The sequence below is a fragment of the Enterobacter sp. RHBSTW-00901 genome (genome assembly GCF_014103115.1).
In the GTDB taxonomy this organism is placed as follows: Bacteria; Pseudomonadota; Gammaproteobacteria; order Enterobacterales; family Enterobacteriaceae; genus Enterobacter; species Enterobacter cloacae_P.
On sequence record NZ_JABXPB010000001.1, the window covers coordinates 4,377,190 to 4,401,457 of the forward strand.

The 24,268-nt window shown below is 52.1% G+C and carries 33 protein-coding genes; 23 read left to right on the forward strand and 10 right to left on the reverse strand.

Annotated elements, in window-relative coordinates; translation table 11 throughout:
- Window positions 1-29: 29 nt before the first annotated feature.
- Together HV318_RS21075 and HV318_RS21080 are read right to left on the reverse strand one after the other, a co-directional pair.
- Window positions 30-842 carry a Cof-type HAD-IIB family hydrolase gene (locus tag HV318_RS21075; protein WP_182274267.1) on the reverse strand — a complete coding sequence of 271 codons (813 nt, stop codon included), beginning with the start codon at window positions 840-842 and terminating at the stop codon, window positions 30-32.
- Window positions 832-2,046, reverse strand: a complete 1,215-nt coding sequence (locus tag HV318_RS21080; protein ID WP_182274268.1) for an MFS transporter — start codon at window positions 2,044-2,046, stop codon at window positions 832-834. Before HV318_RS21080 ends, HV318_RS21075 begins: the two co-directional genes overlap by 11 nt.
- Before the next feature lie 82 nt (window positions 2,047-2,128).
- On the opposite strand from HV318_RS21080, the gene HV318_RS21085 reads away from it, so the two are divergent.
- A complete protein-coding gene (locus HV318_RS21085) occupies window positions 2,129-2,680 on the forward strand; it encodes a TetR/AcrR family transcriptional regulator (protein WP_182274269.1) in 552 nt (183 codons plus the stop codon).
- Here HV318_RS21085 and HV318_RS21090 read toward each other — a convergent pair.
- Both HV318_RS21090 and HV318_RS21095 read right to left on the reverse strand, forming a co-directional pair.
- Window positions 2,677-3,453, reverse strand: coding sequence for an SDR family NAD(P)-dependent oxidoreductase (locus tag HV318_RS21090; RefSeq protein ID WP_182274270.1), 777 nt, complete (start codon window positions 3,451-3,453; stop codon window positions 2,677-2,679). The two genes, HV318_RS21085 and HV318_RS21090, sit on opposite strands and share 4 nt — an antisense overlap.
- Before the next feature lie 111 nt (window positions 3,454-3,564).
- On the reverse strand, window positions 3,565-3,966 hold the full coding sequence (locus HV318_RS21095) for an ArsC/Spx/MgsR family protein (RefSeq protein ID WP_249421816.1): 402 nt from the start codon (window positions 3,964-3,966) through the stop codon (window positions 3,565-3,567).
- A gap of 21 nt (window positions 3,967-3,987) precedes the next feature.
- Between HV318_RS21095 and HV318_RS21100 the strand changes: the two genes are divergently transcribed.
- The gene (locus tag HV318_RS21100; RefSeq protein ID WP_001395480.1) at window positions 3,988-5,019 is read left to right on the forward strand and encodes an IS630-like element ISEc33 family transposase; all 1,032 of its coding nucleotides are present in this window, start codon (window positions 3,988-3,990) and stop codon (window positions 5,017-5,019) included.
- A 19-nt stretch (window positions 5,020-5,038) separates the two neighbouring features.
- On the opposite strand, the gene HV318_RS21105 is transcribed toward HV318_RS21100, so the two are convergent.
- From HV318_RS21105 to HV318_RS21115, 3 genes are all read right to left on the reverse strand, one after another.
- The gene (locus tag HV318_RS21105) at window positions 5,039-6,085 is read right to left on the reverse strand and encodes an acyltransferase family protein (protein ID WP_182274272.1); all 1,047 of its coding nucleotides are present in this window, start codon (window positions 6,083-6,085) and stop codon (window positions 5,039-5,041) included.
- A 563-nt stretch (window positions 6,086-6,648) separates the two neighbouring features.
- On the reverse strand, window positions 6,649-7,698 hold the full coding sequence (locus HV318_RS24390; RefSeq protein WP_182274273.1) for a phage integrase: 1,050 nt from the start codon (window positions 7,696-7,698) through the stop codon (window positions 6,649-6,651).
- Window positions 7,699-7,776: 78 nt separating this feature from the next.
- Window positions 7,777-8,397: a phage repressor protein CI gene (locus tag HV318_RS21115; RefSeq protein ID WP_182274274.1), complete on the reverse strand. Its 621-nt coding sequence runs from the start codon at window positions 8,395-8,397 to the stop codon at window positions 7,777-7,779.
- A gap of 136 nt (window positions 8,398-8,533) precedes the next feature.
- Here HV318_RS21115 and HV318_RS21120 point away from each other — a divergent pair, with 136 nt between their 5' ends.
- The 9 genes from HV318_RS21120 to HV318_RS21160 all read left to right on the forward strand — a co-directional run bounded on the left by HV318_RS21120 (window position 8,534) and on the right by HV318_RS21160 (window position 13,841).
- Window positions 8,534-8,755 (forward strand): regulator, encoded by a 222-nt coding sequence (locus HV318_RS21120; protein WP_182274275.1) that lies wholly within the window; start codon window positions 8,534-8,536, stop codon window positions 8,753-8,755.
- Between the two features lie 32 nt (window positions 8,756-8,787).
- Window positions 8,788-9,291: a phage regulatory CII family protein gene (locus HV318_RS21125; protein ID WP_182274276.1), complete on the forward strand. Its 504-nt coding sequence runs from the start codon at window positions 8,788-8,790 to the stop codon at window positions 9,289-9,291.
- A 9-nt stretch (window positions 9,292-9,300) separates the two neighbouring features.
- Window positions 9,301-9,495: a phage filamentation protein Fil family protein gene (locus tag HV318_RS21130; protein ID WP_182274277.1), complete on the forward strand. Its 195-nt coding sequence runs from the start codon at window positions 9,301-9,303 to the stop codon at window positions 9,493-9,495.
- Window positions 9,485-9,922, forward strand: a complete 438-nt coding sequence (locus tag HV318_RS21135; protein WP_182274278.1) for a hypothetical protein — start codon at window positions 9,485-9,487, stop codon at window positions 9,920-9,922. The genes HV318_RS21130 and HV318_RS21135 overlap by 11 nt, the downstream gene beginning before the upstream one ends.
- Complete coding sequence (locus HV318_RS21140) at window positions 9,922-10,323, forward strand: hypothetical protein (protein ID WP_182274279.1); 402 nt, start codon at window positions 9,922-9,924, stop codon at window positions 10,321-10,323. The genes HV318_RS21135 and HV318_RS21140 overlap by 1 nt, the downstream gene beginning before the upstream one ends.
- A 114-nt stretch (window positions 10,324-10,437) precedes the next feature.
- On the forward strand, window positions 10,438-10,644 hold the full coding sequence (locus HV318_RS21145) for a DUF2732 family protein (RefSeq protein ID WP_182274648.1): 207 nt from the start codon (window positions 10,438-10,440) through the stop codon (window positions 10,642-10,644).
- Window positions 10,635-11,492, forward strand: coding sequence for a DNA adenine methylase (locus HV318_RS21150; protein ID WP_182274280.1), 858 nt, complete (start codon window positions 10,635-10,637; stop codon window positions 11,490-11,492). Before HV318_RS21145 ends, HV318_RS21150 begins: the two co-directional genes overlap by 10 nt.
- Complete coding sequence (locus tag HV318_RS21155) at window positions 11,489-13,510, forward strand: replication endonuclease (protein WP_182274281.1); 2,022 nt, start codon at window positions 11,489-11,491, stop codon at window positions 13,508-13,510. Before HV318_RS21150 ends, HV318_RS21155 begins: the two co-directional genes overlap by 4 nt.
- Before the next feature lie 118 nt (window positions 13,511-13,628).
- Window positions 13,629-13,841, forward strand: coding sequence for a hypothetical protein (locus HV318_RS21160; protein ID WP_182274282.1), 213 nt, complete (start codon window positions 13,629-13,631; stop codon window positions 13,839-13,841).
- Here HV318_RS21160 and HV318_RS21165 read toward each other — a convergent pair.
- The 3 genes from HV318_RS21165 to HV318_RS21175 are packed head-to-tail and all read right to left on the reverse strand — an operon-like array spanning window position 13,815 to window position 16,959.
- A complete protein-coding gene (locus HV318_RS21165; RefSeq protein ID WP_182274283.1) occupies window positions 13,815-14,138 on the reverse strand; it encodes an Ogr/Delta-like zinc finger protein in 324 nt (107 codons plus the stop codon). The genes HV318_RS21160 and HV318_RS21165 overlap by 27 nt on opposite strands.
- A complete protein-coding gene (locus tag HV318_RS21170) occupies window positions 14,135-15,187 on the reverse strand; it encodes a phage portal protein (protein WP_182274284.1) in 1,053 nt (350 codons plus the stop codon). The genes HV318_RS21165 and HV318_RS21170 overlap by 4 nt, the downstream gene beginning before the upstream one ends.
- The gene (locus HV318_RS21175) at window positions 15,184-16,959 is read right to left on the reverse strand and encodes a terminase large subunit domain-containing protein (RefSeq protein WP_182274285.1); all 1,776 of its coding nucleotides are present in this window, start codon (window positions 16,957-16,959) and stop codon (window positions 15,184-15,186) included. Before HV318_RS21175 ends, HV318_RS21170 begins: the two co-directional genes overlap by 4 nt.
- A 169-nt stretch (window positions 16,960-17,128) precedes the next feature.
- Between HV318_RS21175 and HV318_RS21180 the strand changes: the two genes are divergently transcribed.
- The 12 genes from HV318_RS21180 to HV318_RS21235 all read left to right on the forward strand — a co-directional run bounded on the left by HV318_RS21180 (window position 17,129) and on the right by HV318_RS21235 (window position 24,255).
- On the forward strand, window positions 17,129-17,923 hold the full coding sequence (locus HV318_RS21180; RefSeq protein WP_182274286.1) for a GPO family capsid scaffolding protein: 795 nt from the start codon (window positions 17,129-17,131) through the stop codon (window positions 17,921-17,923).
- Between the two features lie 59 nt (window positions 17,924-17,982).
- Window positions 17,983-19,005, forward strand: a complete 1,023-nt coding sequence (locus tag HV318_RS21185; RefSeq protein ID WP_182274287.1) for a phage major capsid protein, P2 family — start codon at window positions 17,983-17,985, stop codon at window positions 19,003-19,005.
- A gap of 3 nt (window positions 19,006-19,008) precedes the next feature.
- Window positions 19,009-19,737 carry a phage terminase small subunit gene (gene gpM, locus HV318_RS21190; protein ID WP_182274288.1) on the forward strand — a complete coding sequence of 243 codons (729 nt, stop codon included), beginning with the start codon at window positions 19,009-19,011 and terminating at the stop codon, window positions 19,735-19,737.
- Window positions 19,715-19,912, forward strand: coding sequence for a hypothetical protein (locus tag HV318_RS21195; RefSeq protein WP_182274289.1), 198 nt, complete (start codon window positions 19,715-19,717; stop codon window positions 19,910-19,912). The genes gpM and HV318_RS21195 overlap by 23 nt, the downstream gene beginning before the upstream one ends.
- Before the next feature lie 98 nt (window positions 19,913-20,010).
- Window positions 20,011-20,463: a head completion/stabilization protein gene (locus tag HV318_RS21200; RefSeq protein WP_182274290.1), complete on the forward strand. Its 453-nt coding sequence runs from the start codon at window positions 20,011-20,013 to the stop codon at window positions 20,461-20,463.
- Window positions 20,460-20,966, forward strand: a complete 507-nt coding sequence (locus tag HV318_RS21205; protein ID WP_182274291.1) for a phage tail protein — start codon at window positions 20,460-20,462, stop codon at window positions 20,964-20,966. The genes HV318_RS21200 and HV318_RS21205 overlap by 4 nt, the downstream gene beginning before the upstream one ends.
- Window positions 20,963-21,670 (forward strand): hypothetical protein, encoded by a 708-nt coding sequence (locus tag HV318_RS21210; protein ID WP_182274292.1) that lies wholly within the window; start codon window positions 20,963-20,965, stop codon window positions 21,668-21,670. Before HV318_RS21205 ends, HV318_RS21210 begins: the two co-directional genes overlap by 4 nt.
- Window positions 21,667-22,794 carry a DUF2586 domain-containing protein gene (locus HV318_RS21215; RefSeq protein WP_182274293.1) on the forward strand — a complete coding sequence of 376 codons (1,128 nt, stop codon included), beginning with the start codon at window positions 21,667-21,669 and terminating at the stop codon, window positions 22,792-22,794. The genes HV318_RS21210 and HV318_RS21215 overlap by 4 nt, the downstream gene beginning before the upstream one ends.
- Entirely contained in the window at window positions 22,791-23,246 is a 456-nt protein-coding gene (locus HV318_RS21220) for a phage protein (protein WP_182274294.1), read from the forward strand. Before HV318_RS21215 ends, HV318_RS21220 begins: the two co-directional genes overlap by 4 nt.
- Window positions 23,247-23,255: 9 nt before the next feature.
- Window positions 23,256-23,549, forward strand: a complete 294-nt coding sequence (locus HV318_RS21225) for a phage holin family protein (RefSeq protein ID WP_182274295.1) — start codon at window positions 23,256-23,258, stop codon at window positions 23,547-23,549.
- Entirely contained in the window at window positions 23,546-23,887 is a 342-nt protein-coding gene (locus HV318_RS21230; protein ID WP_182274296.1) for a M15 family metallopeptidase, read from the forward strand. Before HV318_RS21225 ends, HV318_RS21230 begins: the two co-directional genes overlap by 4 nt.
- Window positions 23,887-24,255, forward strand: coding sequence for a hypothetical protein (locus HV318_RS21235; protein ID WP_182274297.1), 369 nt, complete (start codon window positions 23,887-23,889; stop codon window positions 24,253-24,255). The genes HV318_RS21230 and HV318_RS21235 overlap by 1 nt, the downstream gene beginning before the upstream one ends.
- Window positions 24,256-24,268: the final 13 nt, after the last annotated feature.

The window sequence follows — 24,268 nt, forward strand, 5'->3', positions numbered from 1 at the left end:
TGTGGGAGAGGGAACCAGACCGCACAGCGTCAATGAAATGGCGCTTCCCCGTTCAACACCTTCTCGATCACAGCCAACACACCTTCGTCATTATTGTGCGGTGCTTCAAAGCGGGCGGCTGCTTTAATATGCGGCCGGGCATTAGCCATCGCAAAGCTGAACCCTGACTGGCGCAACATCTCCACGTCGTTGCCGCTGTCGCCAAAGGCCACCACTTCGCGGTCGTCAATCCCCCAGCGTTTCTGCAAAATTCGCAGGCCGTTGGCTTTATGCACGCCGGGGATAATCAGGTCGATGCTGCCGTGGCCAGTGGTGACGGGCACCATGATGTCGTTGAGCTTTTCATGCAGCATTGCCTGAATGCGCGGAATGTCATCGTCAGAAACGTTAAGCCCGAATTTGAAGAAAATATCGTTCAGGTTGTCGAAATCATTCACCATTTCGAGGCGATGATAGTACTTCGCTGCGATGTCTTTGAAGACCTCGTCATACTCTTTCAGGGTGTAAGCACTGCCTTTCCCGCAGGCGATAATCTCTATGCCGGGGACACCGCTTAGCACGGTGGCGACGGTGTTGAAGTGGTCTTTCGACAGTTCACCGTTAAAGACATCTTCCCCGGCGCTGACTACCCAACCGCCGTTTTCGGCGACAAACGCAATTTCATGCGCGATCTCCGGGAAAAACGAAATCAGCTGGTAATACTGGTTACCGCTGGCGACCACAAAGCGAATACCTTGTTCCTTCATGCGCGCATACTGCGCCAGAAAACGCTCGCGATTATAGGTCTTCGCGTCGCTCAGAAAGGTGCCATCCATGTCGACTGCAATCAGTTTAACGCTCATATCCCTTCTCCAGTGTCGTCTGTTCTGTTTCCGGTTTTGCCACTGCGCGCGCCACCAGCGCTGCAATAACCACTAACCCTAACACCACCAGCATGGCGCTGCGCAACCCGTAGTGCTCACCGAGGAAGCCGAGCAACGGAGGGCCCACCAGGAAGGCGAGATAGCCCGTGGTGGCGACCACGCTGACGCGCGTCGGGGCATCCGGGCCGGTATCGCTGGCGGCAGAAATGGTGAGCGGGAAGCCCAGTGAGGCACCCAGTCCCCACAGGATCACCGAGACTCCGGCAATCCAGTCCACATCGACAAAGATGATCATCGCGATGCCTAACCCACCGAGCAGGGCGCTGGCACGTACTACCGTGACGCGGCTGTAGCGGTCGATAAACCAGCCGCCGGTAAAGCGTCCGACGGTCATCCCCAGCGTAAACCCGGCGTAGATAAGCGAGCCGGACGTTGGGCTAAACCCGTGTCCGTCCACCATCAGCAGTGGCAGCCAGTCGTTGGCAGAGCCTTCGGCAAAGGCCATTGCCAGCACCACCACGCCAATCAGCATCAGCTGAATGTCGCGGTAGAACGGCAGCCCTTTTTGTACCGTTTTTTGTTCGTCAGAGGAGTTTTTACCCGTGCCGTCAGGAATGGCTCTGATTCCGGTCAGGATCGGCACAATACAGACCAGCGCCGCCAGTAAAATGTGCAGATTCGCGGCAATACCCAATGCCGTCAGCGCCATCCCCACACCTGCGCCCGCCAGCGTGCCGAGGCTGTAAAAACCGTGCATCATCGGCAGCACCGTCTTGTTCATCTCGCGTTCTACGGCAGCGCCTTCAACGTTGATGGAAACTTCTGCCGCACCGAAGCTACCACCAAATACCGTCAGCCCCAGGGCAAACAGAACCGGTGAGGCGAACCACAGGGCCACGCTCAACACCAGCATCCCGGCGACTGCACAGCACATCGTGGTGCGGATCACCGTACGCGTACCAAAGCGCTTCACCAGCCATGCAGAGCAGAGAATGCCGCTCATGGAGCCTATCGACAGGCCAAACAGCACAATGCCCATCTCTGCCGTTGAGACGGACAAAATATCGCGGATTGCCGGGGTGCGTGTCGCCCAGGAGGCCATCAGTAGCCCTGGGATAAAGAAGAACATAAACAGCGCCCACATACGCAGCTGAAGGGCTTTACGGGGTGAGGTCTGAATCATCGGGGTAAACACCAGAAGTACAACAATAGCGACAACACTAGCAAGTTTGTGTACATTTGTACATAAACCACGTGAGGATTTTATGAGCAGACCACCGAACGACCCCCATCGCCGGGAAAAGATCCTGCAGGCGACCCTGGACACCATTGCTGAGCACGGTATTCATGCCGTCACGCACCGGAAAATCGCCAGTTGCGCGGGGGTGCCGTTGGGGTCGATGACCTACTATTTTGACGGTATGGAATCGCTGCTTGAAGAGGCTTTTACGTGGTTTACCCGCCAGATGTCAAAGCAGTACCGGGATTTTTTCTCGGGTGTGAACGGCCCGGTAATGGCGTGTGAATCGATCACGACCCTGATCTACAGCTCGCAGGTCACCACGCCGCACAATATGGCGCTGATGTACCAGCTGTATGCCTTTATGCACCGCAGCGCGGCGCTTAAAACGGTGATGCAGGACTGGATGAAGATGAGCCAGACAACCCTTGAGCAGTGGTTCGAGCCTGCCACCGCCCGCGCGCTGGACGCGTTTATTGAAGGGATGACGCTGCACTTTGTGACGGACAGGCAGCCCTTATCGCGGGAGGAGATCCGCGCGATGGTAGGGCGGATTGCAGGAGAGAGCGGCGGTTAGAGAGTGGTCGCGCCAGCCGTCATGTTCACGGTTGTTCCCGTCATGGCGTTTGCTGAATCGGACGCCAGAAACACGATGGTGCTCGCCACCTGCGCCAGCGTGGGCAGGCGTTTAAGCATTGTGCCTTGTGCCGCGCCGCCTAAAAACTGATCCACGGTAGTTCCCAGCTCCTGCGCCTTAATGGCAAACAGTTCACCCACATAAGAACCCGCCTGAACCGCGTCGGCAATCGCATGCGAACGTATACACAGTACACGAATATTTTTTGGCCCTAACTCAGCGGCAAGCGCCCGGGTAAAGGCTTCAGTGCCCGCGCACCCGATAATATGCCCGGGATGGCCCGGCATCGCCATATTTGCGGCAGGCGCAACGACGGTGATCATTGTTCCGGCATGCTCGCCACCCATACGGGGCGAGACAGCTTTGGCAATGTTGAAGTACGCGGTCAGAAAGGGATCGAACCCCTGTCTGAATTCAGCCAGCGTTAACGCTTCGATGCGTTTGCCCTGATCGTGCATAAAGCCAGTGGCATTCACGGCAATATCAATGTGGGCAAGATCCGGCAGTGGTGAGGACTCGTCGAGGGCGTTGAAGATCAGGGTACTGGCTGAACCGCCAGCGGCGCGAATACGGTCAGCCACACGATCCAGTCTGGTTTGAGTGCGGGCAGCAAGCCAGACATGTGCGCCTTCACGTGCCAGGGCATATGCAGCAGCGCTGCCGATAGCACCGCTGCCACCAAAAATGACGGCGGTTTTGTTTTTGAGCTGCATAGTGGCACATCCTCACCCAATGAATGTGATCAAAATTATGGGCAGGAACGGGATTGATGCAAATATGCCTGGCGACCGGATGACACTGCCCTGCGCATATTGGCAGGGCAATCAAGGTATTACTGTCCTGGATTTTTTTCCCGGATGCATCACTTCAGAAGGTCGACACAGACGCGTTCCTGGAGGCGTAACCACAATCTGGCGGTTAATCAGAATCGGGTATTGCAGTACGTAATCAATGAGCTGGTCATCATTGAAATGCTCTTGTGTCAGTTCCAACTGCTCGTAGGACTCTACATCCTTGCGCAGTAAGGCGGTGATGAACCCGGTTCCCAGCGTGGTTACCCAGATCCCGTGTTCAGCCAGCACATTCAGCACGCCTGATAACGATTCCGTCAGCCCGTCATTTAGTAGGGCTGAAAAGCTTGAACTAAATAGCTGCGCGGAATAGTAGATCACTGAAAGGGAACTCAGCCCGGATTGTGCGATCTGATCAATCGCCAAACCAACCAAAATCACCAACCGGACTGAGCGATGCCGATCATAGTACCAATACCCCGTGGCGAACGACGCCTGATGCAGAAAGCTATTCATAAAACGCGTGATAAAAATCATGCCCGCAGACTCACGGCCATGCTAATGCTTCATCGGGGTGAACGGGTCAGCGATGTTGCCAGAACTCTCTGTTGTGCCCGTTCATCCGTTGGTCGCTGGATTAACTGGTTTACGCACTCAGGTATTGAAGGCCTGAAATCCTTACCCGCAGGGCGCTCCCGACGCTGGCCTTTTGAACATATCTGCACCCTGTTACGTGAGCTGATAAAGCATTCTCCCGGCGATTTTGGTTATCAACGTTCACGCTGGAGCACCGAATTACTGGCAATAAAAATCAATGAGATAACCGGTTGCCAGTTACATGCAGGAACCGTTCGCCGCTGGTTGCCATCTGCGGGGCTTGTATGGCGCAGGGCCGCGCCAACTCTGCGTATCCGTGACCCACATAAAGATGAAAAGATGGCGGTAATCCACAAAGCGCTGGATGAATGCAGCGCAGAGCATCCGGTATTTTATGAAGATGAAGTGGATATCCACCTTAATCCTAAAATCGGTGCGGACTGGCAGTTGCGCGGACAGCAGAAACGGGTAGTGACGCCGGGGCAGAACGAAAAATACTATCTGGCCGGCGCACTGCACAGTGGCACGGGTAAAGTCAGCTACGTGGGCGGCAACAGCAAAAGTTCAGCGCTGTTTATCGCTCTGCTAAAGCACCTGAAAGCCACTTACCGGCGGGCGAAAACAATCACGCTGATCGTTGATAACTACATTATCCATAAAAGCCGCGAAACACAGCGCTGGTTGAAAGCAAATCCCAAGTTCAGGGTAATTTACCAGCCGGTTTACTCGCCGTGGGTGAATCATGTGGAACGGCTATGGCAGGCACTTCATGACACGATAACCCGTAATCATCAGTGCCGCTCAATGTGGCAGTTACTGAAAAAGGTCCGCCATTTTATGGAAACCGCCAGCCCATTCCCCGGAGGAAAACATGGTCAGGCAAAAGTGTAGCGGTATTAGGCGCAGCTATTTAGCTTAATTCAAAGGATGAATTCGGTTTACGTCTCCAGTTCAGGACGAAGGATTTTATAGCCTTATTGTCTTCTACAAAATGGTAACAAGCTGATGCCATCACTAAGTTAATGGCTGCCAAAAGTGTCCAGATGAGCCATATTGGGAGTGATGCAAGGCTGTCATGATATTTTGTTATATAAATCATTATAGGTAGTTGCATTAGGTAAAATGAATAGCTTATTTTACCTAGATATATTAATGGGAGAGTAATGGGGTTTTTATTGATCGCCGTGCTGGCAAGATAATAAATAACAATGCATGTTGCGGGAAGGGTTATATAATTATTTTGCATCCAACCATTATTGTGAGATGGTGAAATGTAAAGCAATGATATTATTGCGAATATAAAAAGACTGGTGTTAAATCGAGTGAAGCGAAAACCTTGAGTAAAAATACAACCAATCGCTACGCCAGAGATGAACTCTGGTAGGCGATGCATAGGGCTTACGTAATAATGTGGGAAAGCTGCACCATTAGTCAGAATCATAGATGTTGGTATGATGATTGATGATATTAAGACTGAGATAATCAATGCTAAGATAGGTCTTCTTTTTATTGTAGGTAATAGGAGTGGAAAAACGATATAAAAAAACATTTCGGTTGAGACGGACCATGAACCGCCAAAATTCCACTGGCTAAAGCTATCCGGAAACCACGATTGTGATGCGCTTAAAAATAATAAAACATAGGTCGTGGCATTTTTCAGATCGTATTCAAAAAGGAATGGGCTAGTAATTAACCCCATTAGAATATACGCAGGAAATATTCTGGCAACTCTGGAGCGATAGTAATTCTCCTTAATCCCATTTCTTGATGCCCATGCCATGACAAAGCCAGAAAGAACAAAGAAGAAAGACATCCCTATAGCGCCATTGCCGATCACCGATTGAAGCCAGTCAGAGACATCGGCCCTATATCTAAGATTACAATGAAATAAAAACACATAAAAAGCAGCTATAAAGCGGAATATTGTTAGGCCGTGGAGGTCATTTCTGATGTTCATAATCATATTCAGGTTAAATTTTTTCTGATGCTAACACAGCATTTGGTGGTGATGCCCATCGTTTTTCATTCTAAGCCAAAAGGCGTTTTCATATTCTATAAATTATATCGTATCAGTTACAAAGCCCTGGGTGTGTACTATACACATATCAACCAGAGTATAGGCACCACCCTGTAAACCGCAGGGATTGCCTTACAATCCAGGACTGGTGCCACGGTAACACTGCTATCGGGACATGGTGTCCCCGGAGCGAATGGTGATTTGCTCACCAGCCGAAGCAATTAGAGTGTGCGATAAAAATGCGATGGGAACATCTGTAGTGTGGGGGCGTGCCATTCTCCCTGCGAGTGGTTGCGTGCCGGAGGGATCTCTATACGGGAATGTCAGTTACTGTCATCGCTGAAGCGTTGCAACCACTGTGTCCCCAGATGGTTCTCTAAGTGGTTAATTTGGGACGCACTAAATTTCACCCAACAAAAAACCCATTTATATAAATGGGTTAGGGAAAACAATCACTTACTTTAAAATCAATAAGTTAAAAGAATAGTTAGGGGTATTAAAGGTTAGGGAGTGGCAATCGCTGCCGCCATTTTGTCGCCATTTTGCATTGTAGCTAGGGGGTTAAACCTTAACGCAGTTTCAAGGTGATCTGGCGCGAGGTGGGCATAGCGCATAGTCATTTTTATATCGTGGTGTCCCAGTATTTTTTGCAGGGCGAGTATGTTTCCCCCGGACATCATAAAGTGAGCTGCAAAGGTGTGGCGAAGAACGTGCGTTAGCTGACCACGCGGCAGGATGATAGAGGTTTTATCCATCACTGATGCAAATTGAAAATAGTAATCATCAAAAAACTTGAACCCCTTCAGCGCGGTGATCTCTTCATATAGCTCCTTGCTGATAGGGATGCTTCTGTTTTTCTTTCCCTTCGTTCTGGTGAAAGTTATGCGGTACTTCGTTACCTGCGACCTTGTCAGGTTGACGGCCTCTCTCCATCTTGCCCCTGTACTGAGGCAAATCTTCACAACCAGCGTCAACAGCTTGTTTTGGCGCTGGCAGTCATACAGAAGCTCTGCAATCTGATCATGTGTCAGCCAGGCCATTTCCTTTTCAGCAATGGTAAATTTGCGCATGTTTTCAAGAGGGTTTGGCTGAAGCCATTCGCCTAGGCGAATCAGTTCACTAAAGGCACCGCTTAAATAGCTTTGCTCAAGATTAACCGTTACAGGGCTAGCGCCACTCTTCCATTTTTCACTGAAATAAATCTCTCCAGTTAGGCGTTTATCGCGGTAATGAGCAAAGATTTTTGGAGTCAGCGATGTAGCCAGAGGGTTTCCCAGTGCATCCACGATTAGCAGTAGTTTTTCGTATACGTGTTCGCCAGCTGAAAGAGATATGCCGTGCAGTTTATACCAAAGGTTCACAATGTCTTTTAAAGAGCGGCGATCAACAGCATCACCCAGCCACGGTTTTGAAGCGGCTTCATCCATTGTGTGGCGCTCAAAGGCCATCGCCTCACCTTTGGTTGCAAATTGTTTTCGTACCCTGCGCCCAGAACGTCCGGCAGGGTAGCATTCACAGAGCCATTTACCCGTTTCAAGTTTACGAACTGCCATTGAATCCCCCTTGTTATCCTAATACGGGGTATCATTCACTGTTTATTTATACAGTGTCAATGTTTGATAGCTTCGTAATCAAACATTCGTCATCAGGTAGTAGTGGCATTTCGCAAGCGGCTTAAGGTCATTGATTCCACATTCAAATGATTGACCGCCTGAAGCTGGGACAACAAGTACCCTGCCAACAGGAATACGGGTCAATTCTTTAATGCTCGTTTTTCCCTCAATTTCAACAACCCATGTTCCATCCGATAGTTCGTCAGTTTTCATGTCTGCGACATAGGGGATTTCGTCATCAATAATGATTACCGGCTTGCTGAGGTGGGAGGGGAGCATTGCCTTATCGAGCATATAAAAATTGGAGTCGTACAGATTCCCGTCAATGATTTTCTTACGAGGAACCGCGACCACATCACTCATGACGTTGTCATTAGCTGTCTGGTGGTACTCATTTGGAGTTTTTATTGCTCTGTTATGGAAGGCTTCTCCCTTCCCAAAGGAGAGCCATTCAAGCGAAGCACCTGTTTCCATAGCGCATTGAATAACCCAGTCTGCGGGAAAAATATCCCTCATCCATCTTGTGCTCATTGTGCTGGTTGATGCACCTAGCTGGTCGCAAAGCGCCTGTCTTGTCTTGAATCCATAAGCAATTAGTAATCGCTTAATTACTTCCTGCCCACCTCTATTGAAGTCCATAATTACGCCTTTGGAGTTTTAATTGTTGACTAACTCCATTTGAAACGTTAGCCTTCCGCTTGAAGTACGGAAATGGAGTTATTAATGCTTATCACCGCTAGCTACGGTTTAAGACTAAAACGAGGAATCTTGCACTATGACAACAAACATTTCAATCAATCTGCCTGTCCCATCGATTTCAAAAGAGAAATACATAGAACTCACTGGATTATCTGAAGATACCGTTGACGCAATGTTAAAAGATGGTCGTTTGCCTCGTCACCGCCTTCGTAAAGACTTAGGTCGCGAAAAGGTGATGATCAATATTGCCGCTATGACTATTGACGCCCTTGCGGGTTGCAACATCGTACTTAACTGATTCGATTTTGAAACGCTGAGAGGGTGCTGACTATGTTTGATTACCAAACTTCTAAACATGCTCACTTTGATGCAGCTTGCCGAGCGTTTGCGCTGGCTCACAATCTGGAAGACGTGGCCGCTGCCGTTGGTATGCGTCCGCAGATCCTGCGCAATAAGTTGAATCCGGTTCAACCTCACCGCCTGACCTGTGACGAGCTTCTGGCTATCACCGATTACACCGAAGATGCGCGTTTACTGGATGGGATGCTGGGGCAGATTAATTGCCTTCCATCCGTTCCGGTCAATAACGCCACTGAAGCCAACATGCAATTTTGCGCGTTGAGTGCCACCGCCAATGTGGGGGCAATCGCTGGGCACGCTGTATCAACTGAACACATGACCGCCGCGCGCCGCACACAAATTCTTGATCGTGCGCGTGATGCTATTCGTTCCCTTTCCGTTCTGGCTTACACCGTTGAAAGCCGTCTCCAGTCTGCGCCGGTTCTTGCTGCTGCCGTCGATATCGTGACTACCAGCGCCAGTGGCATGATGTGAGGGATAACCATGAAAGCATTCGTTACGTACCTGAAAAAAGAATCTCCGGCCATGCAGTTGGCCAGCGGGTCAACTGGCTGGATTGAACTGCCAAACGGCCAGCGCTGGAACCCCGGCCACCAGTACAAATTTAATGCCCGTTCGTCTTGTCGTCCGTGGTGGTTTCGTTTGTTCGGAATTATCCGGGGGCATCATGGCCATTAACACAAAGCAACAGGAAATCGGCCTTAAGTGGCTGGGGAATATCCGCCGTAAATACTGGAGTGAAAAAAGCGAAGCCGCCGAATGGTGGGACAAATTATCACCTGAATGGCGAGGGGTTGTTTTACATGCAACCGCAGTAAATTCCGGGTTGGACGTTTTCAAAGCGCACCTGTGTAAATGCTGTTGGTGTGAATTGTATGAGCGGCTGAACTACCGGGAAATGATCCAGCTGAAACTGGGAATTTCCCGCGCCAGGTTAACGTTTGAGGGGTTCGGGAGTTTGAGCGACAGCGATTTTTCGCGGCGAACCGCCAGCCGCCCAGCCAGGGTGGTTAATCAGATTTACAGCAGTAACGGGGTGCAAATGGTTGTTGCGCCTCAATTCGTTAGCAAAATGCAATTGTTGCAACAGCAGGAGAATCACTGATGTCCATTATTTCTGTAAATGCCAAAGAACTGGGGCAAGAGATGGCTGTGTGGGGGGTTCCACATAACTACGCCATTCTCTTTCTGGAGAAAAACACCGTTAAAAATGACCGCGTGGCGTTACATCCATTCTTCTTTAATGACACCGAACACATGACGAGCCAACGCCACTGGCTGGCCGTCAATGTCGCCTACTGGAGCTGTGTTTATCGTGAGGCTGAAAGCCAGTACCAGCAGGTTGAAGCACTGGCCAGTATTCGTTCCATGTATTACATCGCGGGGTCGTTAGGGGCTGGCGAAATCAAAGCGCTGATCCAGGAATGGTGGCGCAATACCTACGAGCTGCACAAGGTTCCTGCGCCGAGTTATTCCGCCGCACCTGTTACCGTTTCTTTCCACTAATTAGCCGCCTGAATTTTTGGCCATCCGAGCGGTGGCCGGGGATTCTTTTGCCTTTAGGAAACCAAAATGCCAACGAATAGAGATGTTTTTGCCCGTAAACAGTTTGAATACCGGATGGAGCAAACCACCACCTTCTTCTCCGATTTGCTCAATAAAGCCACACGGGAAGGTAAAGCCGCCGTTGCTGACCTGTGTTCTGCCCGTCTGGATAAGCTGGCCACGCATGCAGCGAATGAAGGTTTAAGCGCTACCGAAATCGTAGAGCTGATCCGTGAAGAGGCTGCGGCCATTTGCAGTAAAGGTGGTGCGGCATGGCAGTAAAATCCCCTCTAAAATGGGTGGGCAGTAAAGTCCGCCTTATGCCACAGCTGCGTGACCACTTACCGGAAGGCAAACGCCTGGTTGAACCGTTCGCGGGTTCGTGCGCCGTGATGATGAATACGGACTATGACGAATACCTGATTGCTGACTTGAACCCTGATTTAGTCAATCTGTACAAGGCGATGGCCTACCACACAGACACATTTCTCATGGAACTTGAAACCCTGTTTTCAGCCGGGGCGTTGGGTGAACAGGAGAGCCGCGCCATTTTTTACTATGCTGCTCGGGATGCGTTCAATTCGTCTGGTAAGGGGCTGGGGGTTGAATGTGTTGAAGCCGCTGCCCGTTTCATGTACCTGAACCGCCACGGTTTTAATGGGCTTTGCCGTTACAATCGCCGTGGCCAGTTCAATGTCCCGTTCGGGAAGTACAAGAAAATTTATTTCCCTCTTAAAGAAGTCCGCGCATTTGCTGAAAAGGCAAAGCGTGCAACATTCATCACCGCGCATTACTCCGAAACGCTGGCGCTGGTTCGTGCCGGGGATGTGGTCTATTGCGATCCACCATACCTGACGGAATCAGGGAATTTTACCTCATACACAGAAAGCGGCTTTTCACATCTTGATCAGGGGCGACTGGCCAGAAAGCTGCGCCGCCTTACTGAGAACGGCGTGAGTGTTGTTGCGTCAAACAGCGATCTGGAGATGGTGCATTACCTTTACGCCGGATTTGAGACTGTGAAGGTCAACGCGCCGCGCAGTGTTGGTGCCGCAGCTGCAAGCCAGAAATCTGCCGCTGAGCTGATCCTGAAATCCCCGCTTGATTCCATTGCAAAGGCTTGCGCATGACGCTCGTTGCTAATGGCCAGCATCATGCCGTTGATACATGGCGGCGTGATACTTTTGCGCCAGGAACGCCAGCTGATGCGACGATTACAGAACGTCGTTTGTGGGCTGTAAACCCACAGGACTACGAATGGCGTTCGCAATACCTTCACGAGATACCCGACTGGTTAGCCGGGTATTTTGGTAACCGTTACGAAAAGCTGTTTTCTGGCCATGATGGCCGTCGCCGTGCCAATACATTCCTGCGCAAAACAATCGGCGGGAATGTATTGCCACGTCTGCGGAAAGTGGCTGCGCGTTATCAGCTGGCCGCAGATGTCAGTGATCTCTCTTTCGGTAAATCGTTGCAGCGCTTGCCGTCCCTTGACCGTACCGATCTCAAAAAGCTGTCTGGCCAGGTTTCTGGCTGGATGGCTCAGATGTTTTATGACTTCACCGACACGCTGAAAGGCAAACCAAAAGACGAAAGAGAAATGCGCCAGCGCACGATGGAGGCATACCGCAAGCTTTGCTCGCTTTCCCTCATGCTGAACAATCAGCCGCCTTACTGGGCGGAGCATGAAGCCAATGACGGCCACCTGGAAACCCGAAAAGCGGAGTCCGGGATTTTGCGACTTATGGCACCGGAATGGTGGTATCAGCGGCTGAAGCGCGCCCGTGATCTGCAACGTGAACATCTGGCCATCGCCGTTGGCCAGGTGCAGAAATCTGCCAGCGCCTACGTATCACGTAAAACCCTGGGCGAATGGATAGACCAGAAGAAACGAAATCTGGAGTTCTTCAAAAAATTTGATCTGATGGATGAAGAGGGCAACCGCATTGCGCTGGACAGCATGGTACACCGCAGTGTTGCTAACCCGGCTATCCGTCGCTGTGAACTGATGGTTCGAATGAGAGGATTTGAAGATATGGCAAATGAAGAAGGGCTGGCTGGTGAGTTTTACACTATCACTGCGCCGTCACGTTATCACGCGGTACACAGCAAAGGCGGTTTTGTTTCTCAGTGGAACGGTTTGAACCCCCGGGACACGCAGCGCTATTTATGCAACGTCTGGGCTAAAGCACGCGCAGCGATCTCCCGTGCCGGTATTCATATTTTTGGTTTTCGCGTGGTGGAGCCTCACCACGACGGGACACCGCACTGGCATATGCTGCTGTTTATGCGTCCGCATGACGTTGAGGCGGTGCGCGATATTCTTTGCTATCACACCAGAATTGCCGATTCAGAAGAGCTTCAGACACCTAACGCGCTTAAGGCGCGTTTTCACGTTGAGCCTATCGATCCCGCTAAAGGGTCGGCAACGGGCTATATCGCTAAATACATCTCAAAAAATATTGACGGTTTTGCGCTCGATGGAGAGCAGGATGAAGAAACCGGGGAAAACCTGCGTGATATGGCCAAATCCGTATCAGCCTGGGCATCCCGCTGGCGTATTCGTCAGTTTCAGCAAATTGGTGGTGCGCCAGTGACCGTATGGCGGGAGCTGCGCCGCCTGGGCGATCAGCGCCTGACTGATAGGCGCATGGATGCGGTGCTGGCGGCGGCAGATGTTGGGGACTGGGCTGCCTATACCCAGTTGCAGGGGGGCGCACTGGTTGCGCGTCGTGATCTGGTTGTTCGCCTGGCGTATGAAATCACAGAGCAGGGTAACGAGTACGCCGAAGATATTCAGCGCGTGCAGGGTATCTATTCGCCTTTAATTCCTGACTCTGAAGTTTGCACCCGTCTGGTTAAGTGGCAGAAGGTAGCGAAGTTGGCCGAAGCGCCAGCGGAGGCGGGTTTTTCTGGCGGCAGCGCCGCCCCTTGGAGTTCTGTCAATAACTGTACGGAGGGCGGAAACCGGAGACGATTAAAACTGGAACTGAACCAGAGGGGCTTTACTGGAACGGATGAAGAAATAGGCATTCTTAAGCGTGGTGGTGGTCTGATATTTGGACGCTCAACCCTGATTTACAGAGAGGGGAGGTTACAGGAGAAGAGAGGAAGACCGGAAGATGAACAATGGCCAGGTTGGCAGTGATGGTTTGTAAGTATGTGATATTTAATGCTTAAATTTTCATCTCTGTTGATTTTTATTCACATATTATGTGTTTAGGTGTACTGTGTTTATATACAGTTGTTTTGTGAGGGAGGATACTGTGCAGGATTTGTTTTTTGAAACCGTTGCTTTTCGACGGATCGCTTTGGTTGCAAAACTTATGGCAACTGCTGAATGTTCTGAAGATGAAAAGGATGTGGCGCTGGCCTGGTTGGGGGAGATGACGCAGGAGTTGGGGCAAAAACTGGATAAGCATGAAAAAAAATGCCCCTTGATAGGGGGCATTTCAGGCAGCGGGTGTGGCTTTCAGTAAATCCAGAGCCATTTGTTTCTGATCGGGTGACAGGTTTTTGAGCAATGTTTGCACCAAAGTGTCACCCGTTTTAGCGCTGGGGCTAAGAGTGTGGGAAAACGTCAAATTCATAACAAAGGTGTGCCCACACTCAACATCTGCGCAGGCGCAATAGATATCTGCAATCTGACGATGTTTCCGGTTAGTTTTACGAATCACAGCCTTTGAGCCACACTCAGGGCATTCAATTTTCAGGACTCTCATATTCCACTCTCCAGCTGTCAAAGAATGCCTGGATTTTAGCCTTTTTTGACTCATGCTGCATCCTTATCCGTTGTTTCCACTGCAAAATTAAGATGCAGGTGTTGCGGGACTTCCGGATCTGCTTTGATGGCCATCGCCAGGCGGCGCTGAATGGGCTGCACTTCATTTTTTTTATAGGTTCGTTCAACCTTTTCCGGGTCGCCCAGTCCGGCAGTATTCTGAGGAACGATACCCGCCAGCCCGGCAGGAAAGCGGTGCGCGTTCAGGATGTCCTGGGCGCTGATGTTCTTCACACTGGCAAATTCATCTTTGGCCGAAATATCCCCCATCTCAATGAATTTGATCGCATCACTGTCACCGCCAGGAATGTTCACCAGGATGGTGGAGAAGTTGCCGATCCCCTTGCTGTCCCGCAGCTGCTGTTCAATCTCTACTTCCATTTCATCTGTCATGCTGGGGTCACGGGTGTAAAGAATGCCGCCTGTATGAGCGCCGTTGTGGTAGTAGCGACGGCGAAAAATAACCGCCTCACTGTTCAGAAAGGCAGAGTGAACCCCGCCGATGTAGTCCGGTAACCCATAGATGTGTTGCTGCGGGTCATACATCTTGATGAAAATGATGTCTTCAGGCGGGAACGCCAGCGGCTCACCCTCCTGCAAAACCACGTAATCCCCTGGCACAGTCTCCGCATTTTCTGTCTCTTTTCGGCGGCGCAGGTAAAGCCCCGGCAAGGGCTGAAGCCCGATCACATCGCCCCAGCCATTACGGATTTTGGCCACGGCGATATCCCCGAATGTCAGATAATCGAAAACAGCGGCCTCCAGATCGTCGAATGTCAGACCGCCGCCCTGATAGTCTGCTGTGACCATGTTTTTACGGGCGTGGATAATCCCGCCGTGCTGGCCGTTCAGGTTGATGAGTTGCGCCAGCGCCAGGCGGTCAATCGGCTGTGTGTAGTGGTCTGCGGCGTTGTCGTACCAGATTTCACGGTAATCCGTTCCGGTAGTCAGTACCGGTTCAGGTTTGCCGAAGCTGATAATGCTCATTTTTTTGGATTTGTCGCCGTGCTGCTCGCGTTTCACAAAGCGTTTCTTTTTGCTCATGCTGCCTGTTTCCTTACACCCCAGCGGGATTTTGGTTTGTTTTCGTAGTTAAGTGGTTCGTTATGCAGGGCATGAGAGATTGCCCAGAATGACTCTGCGTGGCCAGTGTCCTGGCTACGGTCTGCAACAAAGGTCATGGCGTTACCGCTTTGCGTGGTGGTGCGCCTCACGGACATAAAACTGGCCGGGATTTCCTTCAGGTTTTTGTCCCACTCGATACGCTGGCTTTCCACCACGTCCGCCGCTTTCAGTACCAGCTGGTTTTTGGTGTTCATGTCATAGCGGATCGGGACAACCACGCGCATGGCAAAATGCTGGATGTTGTCAAACACCCCCTGGCCGATGCCCGTGACGTCCACCCCCAGATAAGTGAAGTTGTACTGGTCAAACAGCTTTTTGATCTGCTTTGCCTGGTGGCGGAAGTTCATGCCTTTCCAGTAAATCACTTTCAGTACGCGGAATTTTTCAACGGCGAACATCGGCGGGGCGACAATCACAAAGCACGACAAATCGCCGCTGCGTGCCGGGTCAAAGCCGCCCCAGACTGGCCTGTCTCCAAATGGTCGTTTCGCGTCCGGGTTGTGATCCTGCCAGGTGTCCACCTCCACGCCGCACGCTTCCAGGTCGGAAAAGCTGAAAACGGAATCCTTGCTGTCCACGAACACACACATGTAAAGCATGTCGAACGTGGCGGTGTTGTAGCGGTTGCGTAGCTTCTCAATGTTGGCCAGGTTGAAGCCACCCGCAATGGCATCCTCCATTGTGATGACATAACGCCACTGTCCATCCGGACAGAGGCGGCCACCGTCCCGCATTTCATCAAACAGTGGAAATTTAATGGCTGCACGTTTCTTGCTGCCCTGTTTCCACTCTTCACCCGTCCAGAATGGGTAAGCCTGGTGTGTTTTGGCCGATGGTGTGGAAAAGTAGGTGGTGCGCCATTTGTCATGGGTGGCCATCGCACTGGCCACTTCATTGAGTTTTGCGAAGTTGGGAACCCAAAAATATTCATCACAGTAAAGGTGGCCACTGTATGACTGGGCGGTGTTTTTGTTTGTGGAGAGAAAGCGCAGCTCTGCGCCGTTGCTTAAGCGGATCGGGTTCCCGGTCAGCGTGATACCAAAATACTGTTCTGCAATGTTGACGATGTAAGACCGAAACACTTCAGCCTGTGCTTTTGACGCGGACAGGAAGATTTGCGGATCGCCTGTCATTACCGCATTTTCAAACGCCTCAAACGCAAAGTACCAGGTTGCACCAATCTGGCGGCTTTTCAGGATATTCCTGACCAGCTGGCCGATGTTGCGGCGCAGGTGTTTTTGATATGCGAAAAGATGCTCGTCCGCCCAGGTGTCAAAATCTTCCTGGGTCAGCGATGAGATATCGTTTTTCTTGTACTTGCGTTTGCTGCGGGGTTCATCCTCGCTATCACCTCGCGCAGCTGCTTGCCGTTCCCCCTGGCTGGATGCCAGCTTTTCTTTATGTTTATTGCTCTGGGCACGCAGTTTCGTGGCGTGAGCAATAAGCAAATCCATTTCCTTTAAATCCAGATCCGTTTTGCTGTCGCGCCCCGCTAAAAGCTGGTAACGGCGTTCTATTGCCTCCTCTGTACTTTCGAAGCTGAGCAAATCAGCCCATTTATTTTTTTCCGCCCAGTAGTAAACGATCCGCGCATTCGGCAGATTTAATTCTGATGCAATTTCTTTCGGTGTATAGCGGCGCAGATAAAGCGCACGCACAACACCTTTTAATTCTTCTGAGTATTTAGCCATAGATTTAATTATGCCGTGGTACTGATTAAAAAACGGCGGGGTTAATTCGAGGTTGTTCGGTAATGGCTTATAACCGAACTGTTCAGAATAAAGCGTAATGCGGCGAGGTGTTTAATTAGCAATAATCAATCCACAGCAAGGGAATCAGTTAAACGACAGGGGGAAATATGTGTCGCATTTAAAAACTGGCTGGCTGTGTGTTGCTACTGAGGGCGATACGGTTGACGGGCGAGTGATGGAGCGGCAATGGATTATCGACATGGCGGAAACCTATGATCCTAACCATTACGCCGCATTGATATGGCCAGAGCATGACGATTCATGTGGCAATTTCGGGGAAGTGCTGGAAGCCATGTGGCAGGATGGCGATGACGGGCTGGCGCGGCTGTATGTCAGTTTGTGCCCGAACAAACGCCTGATTTACGCGAATGATGAAGGCCAATTGCTTTACTTCTCCGTAGAGCCAGAACACAACTGGCGCGGTGGGAATAAAACTTATCTGATGGGGCTGGCAGTCACAGACCATCCGGCCAGTGTCGGTACAACACGGCTGCGCTTTAGTCGGCGCAAATTAAACAAACAGGGATATTACAGTTGTGTGATTTCCCGTAACGGTAAAATTACGCAGGAAGGAAAGATGAAGAACTGGCAGAAATTATTTGGTATTAAGCCGAAATTTGAAAACGAAAATTCTCAGGACGATCCACCTGCTGATGATAAGTTGCAGGCACTGGCCAGCGCACTGAATGATCTGGAAGCGCGTGTGGGTGCAATTGAAAATCAGCTTAATTCTGTGCAGGACGATGTTGACACTATTACCGAAGTAGTGGACACGGAAGAGTTTGCCGCTATTCGTGACAATGCAAAAGAGATTGTTACCCGATTTAGTGATCTGGGTAATAAAAGTGGTCAGCGTAAACAGCGTCAAGTTTCGTCCAAATCCGGTAAGTTTAGTTACCTGTAATTAACCGCAACGCGAATAAGCAAAATAAATTTATTATCGCTTAATTGCGAGGGAGTCTTATGTTACTGAATAACCGTGCGCGGGATTTACTGGACAATTATACGGCGGGGATGGCGCAGCATTTTGGCACGCAAAACCCAGGCCGTTATTTTTCCCTGAATGACCCGCAGGAAACTGCGCTGCGTCTGGCCATGCTGGAGTCTGTCGAGTTCCTGAACTGGATCACTACGCTGGACGTTGACCAGCTGAGTGGCCAGGTCGTCAACGTGGGCGCGTCAGTGCTCCACACCGGGCGTAGTGAAAAAGGTCGTTTCGTCCGCCAGGTGGGGGTTGATGGCAATACCTATTCACTGGTTGAAACGGACAGCTGCGCCGCACTGCGCTGGGATCTGCTTTCTGTCTGGGCGAACGCCGGAAAGGAAGAAAACGAGTTTTACAACCTGGTGCAGACCTTCAGCACCCAGGCGTTTGCAATGGATATGCTGCGTATCGGCTTCAACGGTACACATCGCGCCAAAACAACTGACCCGGAAGCCAATCCAAATGGCGAAGATGTCAACATTGGCTGGCATGAAATCATGAAAACCATGATGGGCGGCAAGCAAATCATGACCGATCCGGTAGTGCTCGATCAGGCGGGTGATTATAAATCGCTGGATGCGATGGCCTCCGATCTGATTAACGCCAAAATCCCGGCACAGTTCCGTAATGACCCGCGCCTGGTGGTGCTGGTAGGTGCTGACCTGGTGGCTGCTGAACAGTACCGCCTCTTCCAGGCTGCTGACCGTCCAACGGAGAAAATCGCGGCGCAGCTGCTGGGTAACACTATCGCTGGCCGTCAGGCAATTATCCCGCCATTTATGCCGGGTAAACGCATGGTTGTTACGCCGCTTTCTAACCTGCACATCTACACCCAGCGCAATACGCGTCAGCGTAAAGCCCGCTTTGAAGATGACCGCAAGCAGTTTGAGAACAGCTATCTGCGTAACGAAGGCTATGCAGTGGAAGTGCCGGAGCTGTACGCGGCGATTGATGAAAATGCCGTGACCATCGGCAAGCCGTCAGAGCCAGTGGAGGGTTAATCAATGTCTCTTTCCCCCGCACAGCGTCATAACCAGCGCATTGAGATGGAACAAAAGCTGAAGCTTAGCCTGGCCGTTGGAACCACGGAAAGTATGCACCTGCTGATTAAGGCGCTGGAAACGGACGTGGAGCAGTTGCGAAACCTGCCGTTGATTGCTGATCGTGTGGAGCATAAACGCAATGTGCTGTTGCCGAAATGGGTTCCGACTGTGGAGGCGTATCTGGCCAGCGGCCAGGTGTATGCGAACCCGGTTCTGGCCTGGTGTGTGATCTGGCTGTTTGACGTGGGCGATCTGGATACGGCGCTGGACTGGGCTGATCTCGCTATCGAACAGCAACAGGCAACGCCGGAACGTCTGCGCAGCAATTTCCCTACGTTCGTGGCCGATACGATGCTGGCCTGGGCGCAGGAGTCTGCGGGGCGCGGGGAAAGCATTGAGCCGTACTTCTCACGCACGTTTGAGAACGTGGCCACCAAGTGGCGGCTGCATGAGCAGGTGACAGCGAAATGGTACAAATTCGCCGGGTTGCAGCTGCTGCGCGGCGATGACGGACAGAAATCAGCGGCAAGCGTTGACGATATCGACACGCTGAAAAAGGCCGATGAGTTGCTGGCCATTGCCGAACAACATTACTCAAAAGCTGGCGTAAGCACCCAGCGGCAGACCATTGCCGCACGTATTCGACGCCTGGAAAAGGAGCTTAAAGATGGCAACAGTAATCAAGTTTAAACATGAGCTAGGGCAGGTGGTGAAAGTCACGATCAGTGGTGAAAAGGGGCATGTTAAAGCCCGTGCTGAATACACCAATTGCCGCAATCAGTACCTGATCCACTATCTGGCCGCTGATGGCCGCGCTGTGGATTCCTGGTTTGATGAAAACGAGCTGACACCCGTTCAGCCTTAAAGACTACCGCAAGCCAGGCGGGCGCGGTGGAGGGCAGAAACACGATGTGAAGCTGCGCCGTGGAAACCGGACAGCCCGCCTATTTTTTCGGGGGAGCCATGTTTAGTGGAAAGCCGCTTGATTACCAGGACGAGCCGTTAAAAAACGAGGGATTCTGGCCAGACCTGAACCTGAAGGACTTTCAGGCACAGCGTGCTATCCCGGCTGATGTTGACGCAGACACTGCTGCTCAGGCGCTGCTGGCGGCTGTGGCGGAGGTGAATGCGGAGCTGGAAACAGTGGAGGCCAGCTGGAAGGCAAAAGGAGTTATGAGCGCAGAGGACGCGCCGGGGGCACGGATGGGGGAGTTAAATGCTCTCTGTGCGCAGTACACAAAGGCGGTTTTCGCCAGGGCAAAAGCGGATTTGTTGGGGGAATTTGCCACGGTTGGGCGGCGCGATTCTCACCCTGGACAGGAAAGCACGGAAACCCGCGCCGGATTGCTGGCTGAAGCCTCGGTGGTGATCCGCCGCATGAAAGGACTGAAACGGGCAACGGTGAAAAAGGTATGAGTCAGACACAGCTTGAAGCGCTGACAGCGTTTTTTACGGATAACGTGCCGGAGCGTGCGATGAAGGCGTTTAGCAGTGTTGTGGATGAAATGGCGTTCGTACCGGCTGCAAAGGATTTTGGGCTTGGGCAGTACCGCCAGGCGGTGATCCGTTATGACGCGGTGCTGAGCTGGGAGCGTTTCCCGTATCGCCTGTGTCCGCCGCAGCTGCTTATGTCCCTGATGGCTGCCTGGCTTGATGAGGCTGACCGGGAGTTACTGGACGAAATCGGGGTGACAGAAGCCGATCCACAGTGGGATGTATCGGTGGCCGATGAGGAAACCGCCGATATTGTCCTGACGGTTCCAATGGCGGAAGAGCTGGTGATCCGTGAGGACGAAAAAGGGCGCATCCCCTGGCAGGGTAAACGCTGGTCGCTGGTTGAGCCGGAAATCTGGACGGCATTGACGGCGACGATTTACGGCGTGGATGAATCCGGTGCGCCTGTGGGTGATGTGTCGTGATTGCCGGAGGTGAGCTTAACAAGCGCCAGCTGGCGGAGCTGAAAAAAGCGCTGGCCAGTATGGAGCTGCCACCTAAAAAGCGTCAGCGGCTACTGTGGCGAATGGCGAAATATGGCGTGATCGCCGCAGCCAAACGCAACGTGCGCAATCAGGCAGAGCCGGACGGGGGAGCCTGGGCAGGGCGTAAAACGAAGCGCAAAGGGAAGATGCTGCGCTCAATGCCGAAGCTGCTGCATGTCCGGGAAATGCCTGAGATTCAGGCCGTGCGGATCTATTTGCAGGGGGGAGGTTACCGGAACGGGGAAACCCCTGTGCCTGCTGGCGTGGTGGGATATTCCCAGCAAAACGGTATGCGTGTACGCGTGAGCCGCGCAAGCCAGCCAGGGAAGGCACAACCCGGAAAAATGGCCACTGCCGCGCAGGGAAAAAAGCTGCGTGCGCTGGGCTACCGGGTGCGCCGGGGGAAGCGCTGGAAAAAGCCCACTATCCGGGAAATTACCAGTGAAATGCCATATGCACAGGCAGGCTTACTTATCAGGAAGTTAAGCGGCAAGGCCGTCAAAACGAGCTGGACTATCGATCTTCCTTCCCGCGCATTTCTGGGAATGGGGGATGAGGACTTTAACAAGGCGCTGGCACGCCAGCTTCAGGCCATTGGCTTTGGCTGGGATGTAAATGCGCAGGATATCAGGGGGAGAACATGACCTGGCCAAATGTGACCGTCAACCAGGTAAACCAGTTACTGGGCGAAACCAATGAGGTGGAACGCGCGGTGCTGTTTATCGGTACGGGAACCAAAAACACAGGCAAAACGCTGCCCGTCAATACTCAGAGCGATTTTGACGCTTTGCTGGGCGAGGCTGACAGCCAGTTAAAAAGTGACGTGCTGGCGGCGGTGTCAAACGCTGGCCAGAACTGGTGGGGATTCGTCCATGTGCTGGCTGCTGACAGTGAGCCGGACGCATGGGTTAAGGCGGTGCTGGCCGCGCAGGTGTCGTGCTCGGTTGAAGGTGTTGTGCTGACTAATGACATTTCAACGAAGGCGGAAATTAATCAGGCCGTTAAGTTGCGTGCGGATCTGATTGCGAAGTATGGCCGTTGGGTGTGGTTCGCGCTGGCCACGCAGGGAATGCAGGACGAAGAGGGACAGGCTGATTATCTTGCCCGTGTGTCTGCGCTTCAGGCGGGTATTGCGGAAAAAGCGGTGCAGCTGGTTCCCCGCCTCTGGGGGCGTGAGCCGGGTGTGCTGGCTGGCCGCCTGTGCAGCCGTGCCGTCACCGTTGCTGACAGTCCGGTGCGTGTGAAAACGGGGGCGCTGGTTAGCCTGGGCAGTGATGAATTGCCGCTGGATGGTACAGGCGCGGTGCTGGAGCTGGCCACACTTCAGGCACTGGAGGCGCAGCGCTTTAGTGTGCCGATGTGGTATCCGGATTATGACGGGTTCTACTGGTCAGATGGCCGCACGCTGGATGTGGAGGGCGGTGATTATCAGTCTATCGAAACGCTGCGCGTGGCAGATAAGGCCGCACGCCGGGTGCGTTTGCTGGCGATTGGCAAAATTGCAGATCGTTCACTCAACAGTACGCCGGGCAGCATTGCCGCACACCAGACATTGTTTGCGAAGCCGCTGCGTGAAATGTCCACGGCAGCGAATATCAATGGCGTGTCATTCCCCGGTGAAGTGAAGCCACCGCAGGATGGTGATGTGACCATTGTCTGGAAAAACAAAAAGGCAGTGGAAATTTACATTGTGGTGCGTACCTGGGAAGTGCCACTGCAAATCACCATTAGTCTGTTACTGGATGCCAGTCTGGAGGCCGCAGCATGAGTAAGCGTATTTCGGGAATGTCGTTTGATGCTTATGTTGATGGCGATCTGATCCACATTGAAAAGATTTCTCTCGATATCACGGACAACAGCGCTGCGGCGCAAACCCGTGGCGTACCGGATGGCCATGTTGATGGTGATGTGGCCGCAGAGGGGGAGATTGAAGTCAGTTCTAAAGTGCTGGGCGTACTGACGGCAAAGGCGCGTTCCGCAGGTTCGTGGCGCGGTATTGAGCCAGTGGATTTCCTTTTCTACGCCAAAGCGGGCAGTGAAGAGGTCAAGGTGGAGACGTTCGGCAACAAGCTTCAGCTGAGTAACCTGCTGGATATCGATCCGAAGGGCGGCAGCGTGTCCACCCACAAAATCAAATATTTTGTGACCAGTCCGAAGTTCGTAAACATCAACGGCGTTCCGTATCTGGAAGCGGAAGCCACGGAAAACCTGATTGGGTAAGGGGCAGGGATGCAGGAGTATGAAAAGGGGTTTATCGCGCTGGCTCTGATGGGGGCGCTGATTGCCCTGGGTAAGATGCTTAACAGCAATGAGCCGATCACACTGAGTCTGGTTCTGGGGCGTGTCATTGTCGGCAGCGCCTTATCACTGACCGCAGGGGTTGCCCTGTACTTTGTGCCGGACATCCACCCGCTGGCGCTGGCCGGGATTGGTTCTGCGCTGGGTATCCTGGGGCTTAATGGTGTAGAGGTCTGGCTGCGCAAAAAAGGGATTAACTTTCTGGGTAAAGGAGTGGGGAAATGACGTTAGGTGAAAAGCAATGGCGGTTTACGCTCATGATTGCACTGCTGATCCAGTATGCCCAGGCAAAGGGCTACCGTCTGACGTTCGGTGAAGCGTACCGCACGCCGGAACAAGCGGCACTGAATGCCAAAAAGGGCAGCGGCATTGCCAACAGCTTGCACACCCAGCGTCTGGCCGTGGATTTTAATCTGTTCGTGAATGGTCAGTACAAGACCGACACTGCCGATTATCTCCCGCTGGGTGAATACTGGGAATCGCTGGGCGGTTCATGGGGTGGGCGCTTCAAGTCCCGTCCGGATGGTAATCACTTCAGCCTGGAACATGACGGGGTACGCTAATGACAAATGGCCAGTGGCTTGTTGTGGTTGCGCTGGCGTTTGTCTGGGGCTGGCTGACCGCTGACTGGCGGCGTGACAGTCTGGAGCTGGCGATTAACTCCGCTGCACAGGTTGCGGGTAACAAGTCCCGCAAAGCCATGCTGGAGATTGCCAGCGAGTCCGCCAGGGGGCTGGAAGATAAACTGGAGGCGCTGGAAAGTGGCAGACCGAAGGAAATCAGGACTGAAATTCTTAAGCCAGTTTTCACTAATGTGTGCGTGTCTGATGATTTTATCAGGATGTATAACGCAACCGCAGAAAACATCGAACGTACCTTATCAGGAAAACCTGAAGCGAAAATGCCCAACGGAAAATCTTCCGCGCATTAAAGGGAATACCGGG

What these genes read in the sequence shown, in the direction of transcription:
- HV318_RS21075 (WP_182274267.1), bottom strand. Translation starts at nt 842, where the DNA reads ATGAGCGTTAAACTGATTGCAGTCGACATGGATGGCACCTTTCTGAGC.
- HV318_RS21080 (WP_182274268.1), bottom strand. Translation starts at nt 2,046, where the DNA reads ATGATTCAGACCTCACCCCGTAAAGCCCTTCAGCTGCGTATGTGGGCG.
- HV318_RS21085 (WP_182274269.1), top strand. Translation starts at nt 2,129, where the DNA reads ATGAGCAGACCACCGAACGACCCCCATCGCCGGGAAAAGATCCTGCAG.
- HV318_RS21090 (WP_182274270.1), bottom strand. Translation starts at nt 3,453, where the DNA reads ATGCAGCTCAAAAACAAAACCGCCGTCATTTTTGGTGGCAGCGGTGCT.
- HV318_RS21100 (WP_001395480.1), top strand. Translation starts at nt 3,988, where the DNA reads ATGCCGATCATAGTACCAATACCCCGTGGCGAACGACGCCTGATGCAG.
- HV318_RS21105 (WP_182274272.1), bottom strand. Translation starts at nt 6,085, where the DNA reads ATGAACATCAGAAATGACCTCCACGGCCTAACAATATTCCGCTTTATA.
- HV318_RS24390 (WP_182274273.1), bottom strand. Translation starts at nt 7,698, where the DNA reads ATGGCAGTTCGTAAACTTGAAACGGGTAAATGGCTCTGTGAATGCTAC.
- HV318_RS21115 (WP_182274274.1), bottom strand. Translation starts at nt 8,397, where the DNA reads ATGGACTTCAATAGAGGTGGGCAGGAAGTAATTAAGCGATTACTAATT.
- HV318_RS21120 (WP_182274275.1), top strand. Translation starts at nt 8,534, where the DNA reads ATGACAACAAACATTTCAATCAATCTGCCTGTCCCATCGATTTCAAAA.
- HV318_RS21125 (WP_182274276.1), top strand. Translation starts at nt 8,788, where the DNA reads ATGTTTGATTACCAAACTTCTAAACATGCTCACTTTGATGCAGCTTGC.
- HV318_RS21130 (WP_182274277.1), top strand. Translation starts at nt 9,301, where the DNA reads ATGAAAGCATTCGTTACGTACCTGAAAAAAGAATCTCCGGCCATGCAG.
- HV318_RS21135 (WP_182274278.1), top strand. Translation starts at nt 9,485, where the DNA reads ATGGCCATTAACACAAAGCAACAGGAAATCGGCCTTAAGTGGCTGGGG.
- HV318_RS21140 (WP_182274279.1), top strand. Translation starts at nt 9,922, where the DNA reads ATGTCCATTATTTCTGTAAATGCCAAAGAACTGGGGCAAGAGATGGCT.
- HV318_RS21145 (WP_182274648.1), top strand. Translation starts at nt 10,438, where the DNA reads ATGGAGCAAACCACCACCTTCTTCTCCGATTTGCTCAATAAAGCCACA.
- HV318_RS21150 (WP_182274280.1), top strand. Translation starts at nt 10,635, where the DNA reads ATGGCAGTAAAATCCCCTCTAAAATGGGTGGGCAGTAAAGTCCGCCTT.
- HV318_RS21155 (WP_182274281.1), top strand. Translation starts at nt 11,489, where the DNA reads ATGACGCTCGTTGCTAATGGCCAGCATCATGCCGTTGATACATGGCGG.
- HV318_RS21165 (WP_182274283.1), bottom strand. Translation starts at nt 14,138, where the DNA reads ATGAGTCAAAAAAGGCTAAAATCCAGGCATTCTTTGACAGCTGGAGAG.
- HV318_RS21170 (WP_182274284.1), bottom strand. Translation starts at nt 15,187, where the DNA reads ATGAGCAAAAAGAAACGCTTTGTGAAACGCGAGCAGCACGGCGACAAA.
- HV318_RS21175 (WP_182274285.1), bottom strand. Translation starts at nt 16,959, where the DNA reads ATGGCTAAATACTCAGAAGAATTAAAAGGTGTTGTGCGTGCGCTTTAT.
- HV318_RS21185 (WP_182274287.1), top strand. Translation starts at nt 17,983, where the DNA reads ATGTTACTGAATAACCGTGCGCGGGATTTACTGGACAATTATACGGCG.
- gpM (WP_182274288.1), top strand. Translation starts at nt 19,009, where the DNA reads ATGTCTCTTTCCCCCGCACAGCGTCATAACCAGCGCATTGAGATGGAA.
- HV318_RS21195 (WP_182274289.1), top strand. Translation starts at nt 19,715, where the DNA reads ATGGCAACAGTAATCAAGTTTAAACATGAGCTAGGGCAGGTGGTGAAA.
- HV318_RS21200 (WP_182274290.1), top strand. Translation starts at nt 20,011, where the DNA reads ATGTTTAGTGGAAAGCCGCTTGATTACCAGGACGAGCCGTTAAAAAAC.
- HV318_RS21205 (WP_182274291.1), top strand. Translation starts at nt 20,460, where the DNA reads ATGAGTCAGACACAGCTTGAAGCGCTGACAGCGTTTTTTACGGATAAC.
- HV318_RS21215 (WP_182274293.1), top strand. Translation starts at nt 21,667, where the DNA reads ATGACCTGGCCAAATGTGACCGTCAACCAGGTAAACCAGTTACTGGGC.
- HV318_RS21220 (WP_182274294.1), top strand. Translation starts at nt 22,791, where the DNA reads ATGAGTAAGCGTATTTCGGGAATGTCGTTTGATGCTTATGTTGATGGC.
- HV318_RS21225 (WP_182274295.1), top strand. Translation starts at nt 23,256, where the DNA reads ATGCAGGAGTATGAAAAGGGGTTTATCGCGCTGGCTCTGATGGGGGCG.
- HV318_RS21230 (WP_182274296.1), top strand. Translation starts at nt 23,546, where the DNA reads ATGACGTTAGGTGAAAAGCAATGGCGGTTTACGCTCATGATTGCACTG.
- HV318_RS21235 (WP_182274297.1), top strand. Translation starts at nt 23,887, where the DNA reads ATGACAAATGGCCAGTGGCTTGTTGTGGTTGCGCTGGCGTTTGTCTGG.